At 65.3% G+C, this 11,345-nt stretch carries 7 protein-coding genes; 1 reads left to right on the top strand and 6 read right to left on the bottom strand.

Annotated features, from left to right (window positions below; all coding sequences use genetic code 11):
* Nucleotides 1-145: 145 nt before the first annotated feature.
* The 6 genes from C5F70_RS07315 to C5F70_RS07290 all read right to left on the bottom strand — a co-directional run bounded on the left by C5F70_RS07315 (nucleotide 146) and on the right by C5F70_RS07290 (nucleotide 10,017).
* Nucleotides 146-2,665, bottom strand: a complete 2,520-nt coding sequence (locus tag C5F70_RS07315) for an excinuclease ABC subunit UvrA (protein ID WP_104903010.1) — start codon at nucleotides 2,663-2,665, stop codon at nucleotides 146-148.
* A 249-nt stretch (nucleotides 2,666-2,914) separates the two neighbouring features.
* On the bottom strand, nucleotides 2,915-6,007 hold the full coding sequence (locus C5F70_RS07310; RefSeq protein ID WP_177410550.1) for an error-prone DNA polymerase: 3,093 nt from the start codon (nucleotides 6,005-6,007) through the stop codon (nucleotides 2,915-2,917).
* The gene (locus C5F70_RS07305; protein ID WP_104903008.1) at nucleotides 5,983-7,398 is read right to left on the bottom strand and encodes a DNA polymerase Y family protein; all 1,416 of its coding nucleotides are present in this window, start codon (nucleotides 7,396-7,398) and stop codon (nucleotides 5,983-5,985) included. The genes C5F70_RS07310 and C5F70_RS07305 overlap by 25 nt, the downstream gene beginning before the upstream one ends.
* Before the next feature lie 7 nt (nucleotides 7,399-7,405).
* Complete coding sequence (gene imuA / locus C5F70_RS07300) at nucleotides 7,406-8,020, bottom strand: translesion DNA synthesis-associated protein ImuA (protein ID WP_017846677.1); 615 nt, start codon at nucleotides 8,018-8,020, stop codon at nucleotides 7,406-7,408.
* On the bottom strand, nucleotides 8,020-8,637 hold the full coding sequence (gene lexA / locus C5F70_RS07295; RefSeq protein ID WP_017846678.1) for a transcriptional repressor LexA: 618 nt from the start codon (nucleotides 8,635-8,637) through the stop codon (nucleotides 8,020-8,022). The genes imuA and lexA overlap by 1 nt, the downstream gene beginning before the upstream one ends.
* Before the next feature lie 792 nt (nucleotides 8,638-9,429).
* A complete protein-coding gene (locus C5F70_RS07290) occupies nucleotides 9,430-10,017 on the bottom strand; it encodes an NUDIX domain-containing protein (RefSeq protein ID WP_104903007.1) in 588 nt (195 codons plus the stop codon).
* A gap of 114 nt (nucleotides 10,018-10,131) precedes the next feature.
* On the opposite strand from C5F70_RS07290, the gene C5F70_RS07285 reads away from it, so the two are divergent.
* Complete coding sequence (locus tag C5F70_RS07285) at nucleotides 10,132-11,283, top strand: GGDEF domain-containing protein (RefSeq protein WP_104904540.1); 1,152 nt, start codon at nucleotides 10,132-10,134, stop codon at nucleotides 11,281-11,283.
* Nucleotides 11,284-11,345 lie beyond the last annotated feature (62 nt).

The raw sequence follows: 11,345 nt of genomic DNA, 5'->3' as shown, positions 1-11,345 counted from the left end.
GCCGGCACCCGAGCATGAGCAAATGCCACTAACCCCGCCGATCAACCAAGGGAATGCGGTCAATGTGGGAGGGGGCTTGCCCCCGATAGCGGTGCATCAGTCACTGCATGAGTACCCGAACCACTGAAGTACGCCCCATTGATGGTCAGACCAGCTCCCGAGCGAGAAACGGCGCGGTGCGGCTTTTCTTGCTCTTCGCCACCTGTCGCGGCGTGCCGCTGGCAACCACCTTGCCGCCCAGGTCCCCAGCGCCCGGCCCGATATCGATCACCCAGTCACTCTGGGCCACTACGCGCATTTCATGCTCCACCACAACCACCGTATGCCCGGCGTCGACCAGATGGTTCAGCTGGCGGAGCAAGCGGTCCACATCCCGTGGGTGCAGGCCGGTCGTCGGCTCGTCCAGCACATACAAGGTGGCGCCCCGGGCATTGCGTTGCAGTTCGGTGGCCAGTTTGATGCGCTGTGCTTCGCCCCCGGACAGTTCCGTCGCCGGTTGGCCGAGGCGCAGATAGCCCAGGCCGATGTCGCGCAGCACCAGCAACGACCGCAGCACCCCCGGCTGCTCGGCGAACACCGCCACCGCCTGCTCGACGGTCAAGCCGAGCACTTGGGCAATGTTCAAACCTTGCCATTGGATCGCCAGGGTCTCGGGGTTGTAGCGCGCCCCGTGGCAGGTCGGGCACGGCGCATACACGCTGGGCATGAACAGCAACTCAACGCTGACGAACCCTTCGCCCTCGCAATTCGCGCAGCGGCCCTTGGCGACGTTGAAAGAAAACTGCCCCGCATCGTAATCACGCTGCTTCGCGGCCGCTGTGGCGGCGAACAGTTTGCGCACGTTGTCGAACAGCCCGGTGTAGGTCGCCAGGTTGGAGCGCGGGGTGCGGCCGATGGGTTTCTGGTCCACCTGCACCAGCCGGTGAATCCGTTCCAGCCCGGCGCTGATGCACCCGCCGCTGGTGGGCGGGGCGTCATCTTCCAGGCTCGGCTCGTCGTCGTTTTCGGGCACGCGGCCGAGGCCGCTGCCCACCAACTCCAGCAGCGCCTGGCTGACCAGGCTGGATTTGCCCGAGCCGGAAATACCGGTCACCGCAGTGAAGCAACCCAGCGGGAAATCGACACTCAAATCCTTGAGATTATTACGTGTCACGCCCTCCAGGCTCAGCCAGCCGGTCGGCTCGCGGCGCCGGGGATTGGCCGGGCGCCGTTCGGCAAACAGGTACTCACGGGTCTGCGACGCTTCAACCTGCGCCAAACCCGCCGGCGGTCCGCTGTACAGCACTTGCCCGCCGTGTTCACCGGCCGCCGGGCCGACGTCGATCAGCCAGTCGGCGCGGCGCATGGTTTCCAGGTCGTGCTCCACCACAAACAACGAATTGCCGGCGGCTTTCAAACGCGCCAACGCAGTGAACAGCGCTTCGCCATCCGCCGGGTGCAGCCCCGCCGACGGCTCATCCAGCACATAGATCACGCCGAACAATTGCGAACCCAATTGCGTGGCCAGGCGCAAGCGCTGCAATTCGCCGGACGACAAGGTCGGCGTGCTGCGCTCCAGGGACAGATAGCCCAGCCCCAGCTCGGTCAGGGTGCTGACCCGCTCGAGCAGATCCTCGGCGATGCGCTGGGCAGCCAGGCGCTTTTCCAGCGACAGTTTCATCGTGTCCTGCCCCGCCGCCACCGGCCGCAGCAGCTCGGCCAATTGGGTCAGCGACAGTTGCGAGAGTTCGCCGATGTCCACCCCGGCAAACTTCACCGACAACGCCGCCTGGGTCAGCCGCTTGCCGTCGCACAACGGGCAGGCGCTGCCCTGCATGAACTGCGCGACACGCTTTTTCATCAGCGCACTTTGGGTGTGGCTGAAGGTGTGCAGGATATAGCGCCGCGCGCCGCTGAACGTGCCCTGGTAGCTCGGCTCCAGCTTGCGTTTCAGCGCCTCGCGGGTCTGCTCCGGGGTGAAACCGGCGTACACCGGCACGGTCGGGGTTTCTTCGGTGAACAGGATCCAGTCGCGCTGCTTCTTCGGCAAATCACGCCACGGGATGTCGACGTCATAGCCCAGGGTCACCAGGATGTCGCGCAGGTTCTGGCCTTGCCACGCCAAGGGCCAGGACGCGACCGCACGCTGGCGGATGGTCAGCGAGGGATCGGGCACCATCAGCGCCTCGGTCACCTCATACACGCGGCCCAGGCCGTGGCATTGCGGGCAGGCACCCTGGGGCAGGTTCGGCGAAAAATCCTCGGCATACAGCATCGCCTGCCCCGGCGGATAACTGCCGGCGCGCGAATAGAGCATGCGGATCAGGCTGGACAACGTCGTGACACTGCCCACCGACGAACGCGCACTCGGCGTGCCGCGCTGTTGTTGCAGGGCCACGGCAGGCGGCAGGCCTTCGATGGAGTCCACATCGGGCACGCCGACCTGATCGATCAGGCGTCGCGCATAGGGCGCCACCGATTCGAAATAGCGCCGCTGGGCCTCGGCATACACCGTGGAAAAAGCCAGGGACGACTTGCCGGAACCCGACACGCCGGTAAACACCACCAGGGCATCCCGCGGGATATCCACATCGACGTTACGCAGGTTATGTTCGCGAGCGCCGCGAACCCGGACGAACCCAAGGTGTTGGGTGGTGATCTGAGGGATGTTGCGCGATGAAGTCATGGTCAACCTTGTGGCGCGGCAAGCACGCGGCGCACCCGATGCGTCTGGGTTTCGGGGTTATAGGGCTTGCTCAGCAGATGAATGTCGGGGCTCAGCAGGTGCGGAATTGGCTAAAAAATGCATCGGTTGGCTCTTGGCGAAGAGAAGCGTGGGTAGGTGGTGCAGCACCACGCATAGAAAATAGGAGCCTGCCAGCAATCATTCGTTTCATTGCATATAGCTTATCCACGCAGGCCAGGGCAACTGCGCTCAGTGAAAATCCCGGCTGCGCACAGCGATGCCTTGCAGCAGCGGCGACAGGTCGGTGAGGCGCCCGGCGATCAGGTGCCGCACCTCGCCCACCGCCTCCCAGCGCCCGTCCACCTTGAGCAGGCGCGAGCCGACCAGGGCCTGGCGCTGACGTTCTGCCAGGTCGCGCCAGACCACCACATTCAGGTTGCCGAATTCATCCTCCAAGGTGACAAAGGTCACACCGCTGGCGGTGCCGGGGCGCTGGCGACCGGTCACCAGGCCGGCGACGCTGACAGTGCGGCCATGCTCCACCGCCATCAGCTCACGGGAACTGCGGCAGCGCCGTTTGCGCAATTCATCGCGCAACAACGCCAATGGATGCGGGCCCAGGGTGGTACCGAGCGTGGCGTAATCGGCCTGCAGGTCTTCGCCCACCGTGGGTGTCGGCAACTCCACCCGCGCTTCGTCGGGGCTGGGCAGGCCGGCGAACAGCCCTAGTTGTTTGTGTACCCCCGCCACTTCCCAGCGCGCCGTGTGCCGGTTGCCGGCCAACGCCCGCAAGGCTCCGGCATCCGCCAGCAAGGCTTGGGCGCGGGGATCCAGCCCGGCGCGTCGGTCGAGGTCGGCAATGTCGCTGAATACACGGTGCTCGCGCGCCGCTTCGATCCGTCGCCCATCCTCTTCGCGAAACCCCGCGATCATGCGCAACCCCAGGCGAATCGCCGGTTGCGCGCCGGTGATGGGTTCCAGGCTGCAATCCCAGTCACTGGCCTGCACGTCCACCGGGCGGATCTGCAAACGATGGCGCCGCGCGTCCTGCAGGATCTGGTCCGGGCTGTAGAACCCCATGGGCCAACTGTTGATCAACGCACAGGCGAAGGCCGCCGGTTCATGGCATTTGAGCCAGCAACTGGCGTAGGTCAACAAGGCAAAACTGGCGGCGTGGGATTCCGGAAAGCCATAGCTGCCAAAACCCTTGATCTGCTCGAAGATCTGCGCGGCGAAGGCTTCGCTGTAGCCGTTTTTGAGCATGCCGGTGCGCAAGCGTTGCTGGTGCGGTTCAAGGCCGCCGTGACGCTTCCAGGCCGCCATGGAACGGCGCAACTGATCAGCTTCGCCAGGGCTGTAATCGGCGGCAACCATGGCGATCTGCATCACCTGTTCCTGGAACAACGGCACGCCGAGGGTGCGTTCGAGCACCGCTTCAAGCTGCGGCGACGGATAGGTGGTGGGCTCCTCTTTGTTCCGCCGCCGCAGGTACGGATGCACCATGCCGCCCTGGATCGGCCCCGGGCGCACGATGGCGACTTCAATCACCAGGTCGTAAAAGGTCTGCGGCTTGAGCCTGGGCAACATCGACATCTGCGCCCGCGACTCGATCTGGAACACGCCGAGGGTGTCGGCCTTGCTGATCATTGCGTAGGTGGCCGGGTCTTCCTTGGGGATCGTCGCCAGGCACAGGTCGTGGCCACGGTGGCGACGCAGCAGGTCGAAACAGCGGCGGATCGCGCTGAGCATGCCCAGGGCGAGGATATCCACCTTGAGCAGGCCGACGGCGTCGAGGTCGTCCTTGTCCCACTGGATGATGGTGCGCTCGGCCATCGCCGCATTTTCCACCGGCACCAGGGTGTCCAGCGGGTGTTCGGAAATCACGAAGCCGCCGGGGTGCTGAGAGAGGTGCCGGGGGAAACCGATCAGTTGCTGGGTCAGCGCGAGTATGCGGCGCAGCACCGGGCTGTCGGGGTCGAAACCGCCTTCACGCAGGCGTTCCAGGGGTGGCGCTTGGTCACTCCAGCGCCCGCAGCACTCGGCCAGGGCATTGACCTGGTCCGGCGGCAACCCCAGGGCCTTGGCCACATCCCGCACCGCGCCGGCACCGTGGTAGCTGCTGACCACCGCCGTCAGTGCTGCGCGGGTGCGGCCGTAGCGCTGGAATACGTATTGCAGCACCTCTTCGCGGCGTTCGTGCTCGAAGTCGACGTCGATGTCCGGCGGCTCGTTACGCTCCCGGGACAGGAAGCGCTCGAACAGCATGTTCATCAGGCTCGGGTTGATCTCGGTGATGCCCAAGGCGAAACACACCGCCGAGTTGGCCGCCGAACCCCGGCCCTGGCACAGGATCGAACGGCTGCGGGCAAAGCGCACGATGTCATGCACCGTGAGGAAATAGCTTTCATAGCCCAGCTCGCTGATCAGTTCCAACTCGCGGTCGATCTGCTGCAAGGTCTTGACGTCGGCCCCTTGCGGCCAGCGCCGGGCGATGCCTTCTTCGGTGACGGCGCGCAGCCAGGATCGGGCGTCATGGCCGGCGGGCACCAGCTCACGCGGATAGTGGTAGCGCAGTTGGCTGAGGTCGAAGGTACAACGGCGCGCGATGGCCAGGGTTTCGTCGAGCAACGACGGCGGATACAACGCCTGTAACGCCGACAGGCTGCGCAGATGCCGCTCGCCATTGGGATGCAGGCGCGTGCCGGCTTCGGCCACCGGTACGTGATGGCGGATGGCGGTCATGGTGTCTTGCAGGGCGCGGCGGCCGCGGGCATGCATATGCACATCGCCGCAGGCCACCGCCGGGAGCTGCAGGCTGGCGGCCAGGGCCAGGCGTTGCTCCAGGTGACGCGCATCGTCCTGCCCGCAATGCAGATGCACCGCCAGCCACAGGCGCTCGGCGAAGGTACGGCGCAGCCATTGGATCGAGGCCTGGGTGTCGCTGTCTTCGGCAATCCAGAGCGCCAACAGGCCGGGCAGCGGTTGGTCGAAGTCTTCTGGCAGCAGGCGATAACGGCCCTTCTCCGCCCGCCGCCGGGCCAGGGTGATCAAGCGACACAGGTGTTGGTAGCCGCTGAGGTCTTCCACTAGCAGTAGCAGTTTCGGGCCGTTTTCGACGCGCATCTCACTGCCGATGATCAGCGGCAAACCCACCGCTTTCGCCGCCTGCCAGGCGCGCACGATGCCGACCAGGGTGCATTCGTCAGTGATCGCCAGGGCGCTGTAGCCCTCGCGCTTGGCCCGCTCGAACAACTCCAGCGCCGTGGAGGCACCGCGCTGGAAGCTGAAGTTGGACAGGCAATGCAGCTCGGCGTAACTCATGCGAACCAGCCTTGCAGCCACAACCCGTCGCATTGCCCCACGGTGCGGTAGGCCCAGCCTTGCTGGCCGGCGCGGGTCTGGATCAGGTAATAGTCGCGGCGGATATCGGCGCCATCCCACCAGCCCGATTCGATGCGCTCCGGGCCCTTCAGGATCTGCACGCCCGCCTCGGCCAGCAAGGTCGGCTCGGCGAGCAGCCAGCCGGGGCGTTGCACGTTGTTCAAAGTGGGGCACGGGTTTTTATCGGTCGCCGCTTGCCAGGCGCATTCGGGGCGGTGGTCGGCGTGAAAGCGCAGGCCGTGTACCGCCTCATCGCCAAGCCGGGCGCGCAGGCGTTCGCGCAGTTGCGCCCAGGGCAGGGTCTGTTGCGGGCGGTCGTCGAACAGGTCCTGGCGTTGCGGCACGAACACCGGCAGGTCCTGGGCCACCAGGCGAACACCGCGCACGGGGGACGTCACTTGCACCTGCTCCAGACGCCCGCGGGCCAGTTCGAACAGCATCGGCGCTTCACGCTCGGCGCTGAGCAGGCCGACCGGGATCACGCTGTCGGGGGCCTGGGTGTGTTCCAGGTGCAGGGCGAAACGCTGGACGCCACTGTCGCGGCCACAGAGGAAGGCGGACAGGTCGCCGGTCAGGCGACGCAGCGGGAATAACAGGGCCTGGTGGGATTGCACGTCGTAGTTCAGCTCGATGCGTACATCGAAGCGGTCCGGCGGCTGATAGAAGCCCAGCGCCAACGGCCGCTGCCCGCTCAGGGCATCCAGATGCTTGAGCAACGCCGCATCGAAGCGCCGCGCCAGGGTGTGCCGAGGCAACGCCTGCACCTGGGCCAGGCTGCGCAAGCCCATCCGCGACAAAGCGATGGCGGCCTGCGGGTCCAGGCCGGCGCGGTCGATGGGCAGTGGCGCCAAGGCCTGCATCAACGCGTGATCATCGGCCACGGCCAGGCCATCGTAGCGGTTCGCCAGCACCCGCGCCGCCACCGGGTTGGGCGCGGCGACGATGCGATGACGAAAGCCCAGTTCGCTCAGTTCTTTGCGCAGACGGGCCTCGAAGCGCGGCCAGGGCCCGAACAGGCCCAGGCTCGACTCGATCTCAAACAGCAAGGCGCGCGGGTAAAACACGCTGACCTGGGAACTGAACTGGTAGGCCCAGGCCGCCAGAAACTGCTGCCAGCGTTCGATCTCCACGGGGTCGTATTCGGCGCAGGCAAAGGTTTTGACCAGCGCATGCGCCGCCGTCAGCGATTGACCGGGGCGCAGGCCCAAGGCATGCGCGGCCGCGTTGACGGTTTGCAGGACGCGCCGCTGCGGCGTGCCGGCCAGCAGCGCCAGCGGCTCGTGCGGCGTCGGATGCATACGCTGCACCGCGTCCAGCGCCAATTGCGGGAAGACAATACACACCCAGCGCATGCCAACCTCAGTGCCCGGCCAGCGCAATCGGCGCCGGGTGGGCCAGCCCGCCCCGGCACTTGAGCACCCGCACTTGCGCGGGCCGGGCGTCGACCGCCAGGCGCAGAGCGGCCGGCGAGGCGTTGAGCGCGTCACTCAGGGCGCGCCAGGCAAACGCCAGGGTCTGCCCGGTTTCCGCCGCCACCTGCAAGCGCCGCAAGGCACGATCATCGGCCTTGCGCGGCCAGCACAACACCGCACCGCAACTGCCCGAACGCAGGCACTGCTCGACCGCCCACAACGCATCCCGCTCCTCGGCCCGGACCACCGCGAGCTGACGCAAATCCACCCCGGCGTTCTGCCAGGCGTGGGGGTACGGCGTGTAGGGCGGCGCCACCAGCACTATGCGCTCCCCCGCCGCCGACAAACGCGCCAGGGTCGGCAACACCAGTTGCAGTTCGCCCACGCCGTCCTTGGCCATGAGGATTTCGCTGAGGGCCGACTCCGGCCAGCCGCCCGTGGGCAGCACCGCATCCAGCGCCGCCAGCCCCGTGGGGTGGACACTGGCCGGTGGCGCGGCGGGCCGGCCCTTCCACACACGCCCGCCATTGAACAGCGCGTCCAGGGCAACGACGGCGCCCATCAGCCTTGCCTCACCAGGCCGCAGAACACGCCTTCGATGGCCAGGTCCTGATCGGGCCCGACCACGATGGGTTGATACGCGGGGTTGCGCGGCAGCAGCCGCACGCTGTCGCCATTGCGTTCGAAACGCTTGATGGTGACTTCACCGTCCAGGCGCGCCACCACAATCTGCCCGTTCACGGCTTCGGCACTGCGGCGCACGCCCACCAAATCGCCGTCGAGGATGCCGTCTTCGATCATTGAGTCGCCCTGCACCCGCAACAGATAGTCCGGGGTTTTCGCGAAAGTGGCCGGGTCGAGTTGCAGGCGGCTGTGGACTTCGGCATCGGCGCCGATGGGCAAACCGGCGGCGACACGGCCCAGGACCGGAACGTCCAGCCATTCGGGCCGCGCTGGCGGGTTGAGCAGGCGAATGCCACGGGCCTGGTTGGGGTTGACTTCGATGAAGCCGGCTTCGGTCAGGGCCACAACGTGTTTGCGGGCGACGCTGCGGGAGGCGAAGCCGAATGCCTCGGCGATCTCGGCGAGGCTGGGGGATTGGCCTTGTTGCGCGATGCGGTCGCGGATGAAGGTCAGGATGGCGGTGCGGCGGGGGGTTAGGGTTGTCATGGAGTACATTTGTACTCTTGCGGGGGATTTCTGACAAGAGCCGGTAGTCGGGGGGTGGGGTTGGGGTTGGGGTTGTGTGTATATCCGTTATTTAGGTAACGGCAGCTATTGGTTCCGCTCTTACAGCGGGTCACTTTGGAAAAGCCCCAAAGTAACCAAAGGGCTCTTGCCCCACCACTCGGCACCTCGCTAGTGCTCGGTGTGCCCTCACTCCGGCTTGAATCCGTGGGCCGCCGTCATGGGCCATCCCTGGCCCAGGACGGCTAACCCGGCGTCCTGCCGGGTTACCCACGGATTCAAGCCTGCGTTCGGCCAGCGTGGTTTTACGGGGCGCCTAAGATCAAGATCAAAAGCCAGAGCCAGAGCAGAACGAGTTCTATCTGATCCATGGAGATCAAAATGTAGGAGGGGCCTTGCCCCCGATGGCGGTGGATCAGCCATGCATGTAGTGACTGACACACTGCCATCGGGGGCAAGCCCCCTCCCACATTTTTGACCGAGTTCGGCTTGCAGGATCAGGTTGGCTATAAGGCCGCGCCCAAGAGCAAGAGCAAGAGCAGAACGAGTTCTATCTGATCCATGGAGATCAAAATGTGGGAGGGGGCTTGCCCCCGATGGCGGCTTGTCAGCCAATACATGCATGGCTGATCCACTGCCATCGGGGGCAAGCCCCCTCCCACATTTTTGACCGGGTTCGGCTCGCAGAGTCAGGTCGGCTACAAGGCCGCTTTGCTTTTGATCTGAGGCACACCGGGCCTAGCTTTGGCTACTTGAGAAAACGGATATCGACACGCCCCACTCTCACCATCCCTCTTTCAACATCCGCAATTCCAGATGCTGCAACAGCATGATGGTCTTCCCATCCACGATCTCACCGCTCGCCACCATCGCCAACGCCCGCTCGAACCCCAGTTCCAGTACCTCGATGTCCTCGCCTTCCTCTTCGATCCCGCCGCCCATTCCCACCCGATCCTCCGGTTGGTATTCGCCGAGGAAAAAGTGAATCCGCTCCGTCACCGATCCCGGGCTCATGAATACCGCATAGATCTTCTCCACATGCCCCACGCGATAGCCCGTCTCTTCTTCGGCTTCCAGACGAATGCGTTCCTCAGGGCTGGCGTTGTCCAGCAACCCGGCCGCGGCTTCGATCAGGTAACCGGGGTAGTCGTTGACGAAGGTGGGCATGCGGAACTGTCGGATCAGTAGCACAGTGCGCTGGGCGCGGTTGTACAGCAGGATGGTCGCGCCGTTGCCCCGGTCGTACACTTCGCGGGTCTGGGCCTGCCAGCTGCCGTCGCGGCGGCGCAGGTCGAAGCTGTATTTTTTCAGCAGGTACCAATTCTCCGAGAGCGTCTCTTCGGCGGTGATACGAACGGGGCTGTTGTCCATGGTCGGGCCTTTGCTCAAAGGAGCAAGAGCATGTCGCGCCAGCAACGCCAACGTCAAGCCGGTCGCATACCGCTACAATCGGGCCCCACAAAAAGTCTCTGCAAGGGCAAGGCAATGTCGCTGCATATCCCGACGCTATTGATAGTCGCCGTGTTCGTGTTCTGCCTGATGGGCCTGCTCACCGTGCATGCCTGGAGCCGTGGCCGTGAACCGACCCTGGGCTATCTCGGCATCATGCTGCTGCTCGCCACCCTGGGCACCGGGCTGATCGCGGTGCGCGGCGTGGGCCTGGACTTTGTCGCGTTGATCCTCGGCAATGTCGTGCTGTTGCTCAGCGCCGCGATGAACTGGACCGCCATGCGCGCTTTCGTGCAGCGCAAGCCAAGCCTGCCGGGGATCTTTGCCGGGTGTGGCGTGTGGCTGTTGATGTGCCTGTTGCCGCAGTTCTATGGTTCGCTGTCGGCGCGGGTCACCCTGTATTCGCTGCTGGCGGCCGGTTATGGCGTGCTGTCGGCCCTGGAGCTGTGGCGCAACCGCGCGACCCTGGAAGTCGCCTACGCTCCCGCGCTGGCGCTGATCCTTTGGCACACCGCGTTCTATGGCATACGCGCAATCACCGACGCCGGCCTGCCGCTGAAAAACGCCCAGGCCTCGGGGGGTGAAGGCGCGCCGTTTTTCTCGTTCATGCTGTTTGAATCGATGCTGTATGCCATCGGCATTGCCTACATCACCCTGGCGATGGTCAAGGAGCGTGCCGAGTTGCGCTTCAAGGCCGCCGCCTTCAGCGATGCGCTGACCGGCGCCGGCAACCGCCGCGCCTTTATGCTCAGGGGCGAAAAACTGCTGGCCGACTGCAACCGTCGCCAGCGCAGCACGGCCCTGCTGCTGTGCGACCTGGACCACTTCAAGCGCCTGAACGACAGCTTCGGCCACCCCATGGGCGACCAGGCGCTGATCGCCTTCAGCCAGATGACGCGGACCATGCTGCGCAGCGGTGATGTGTTTGCGCGTATCGGCGGTGAAGAGTTCGCCTGCCTGCTGGCCGACAGCGATGCGGCCGGAGCATTTGAAGTGGCCGAGCGCATCCGCCGCGGGTTTGCCGAACTGGACCTGCTGACGCCGGGGTTCTTGAGCGTGAGCATCGGCATCGTCACCACCACGGCGGCAGGCCACGACCTCTCGCACTTACTGTCCCAGGCCGACCAGGCGCTGTACCAGGCCAAGGCCTATGGACGCAATCGCGTGCAGGTGGTGGCGCTCGCCTGAGCGGACGACGCTTGAATGCCGCAATACTTTGCAAGCAATCAGTAAACGCCTGATCTACGGGC

Source organism: Pseudomonas sp. LH1G9 (assembly GCF_002949975.1).
GTDB classification, from domain to species: domain Bacteria; phylum Pseudomonadota; class Gammaproteobacteria; order Pseudomonadales; family Pseudomonadaceae; genus Aquipseudomonas; species Aquipseudomonas veronii.
The sequence above is the reverse complement of the archived record's forward strand: the minus strand, read 5'-3'. Positions and strand labels throughout refer to the sequence as shown.

Coding starts and splice junctions, on each gene's coding strand:
- C5F70_RS07305 (WP_104903008.1), bottom strand. CDS start 7,398: ATGCGCTGGGTGTGTATTGTCTTCCCGCAATTGGCGCTGGACGCGGTG.
- C5F70_RS07315 (WP_104903010.1), bottom strand. CDS start 2,665: ATGACTTCATCGCGCAACATCCCTCAGATCACCACCCAACACCTTGGG.
- C5F70_RS07290 (WP_104903007.1), bottom strand. CDS start 10,017: ATGGACAACAGCCCCGTTCGTATCACCGCCGAAGAGACGCTCTCGGAG.
- lexA (WP_017846678.1), bottom strand. CDS start 8,637: ATGTACTCCATGACAACCCTAACCCCCCGCCGCACCGCCATCCTGACC.
- imuA (WP_017846677.1), bottom strand. CDS start 8,020: ATGGGCGCCGTCGTTGCCCTGGACGCGCTGTTCAATGGCGGGCGTGTG.
- C5F70_RS07285 (WP_104904540.1), top strand. CDS start 10,132: ATGTCGCTGCATATCCCGACGCTATTGATAGTCGCCGTGTTCGTGTTC.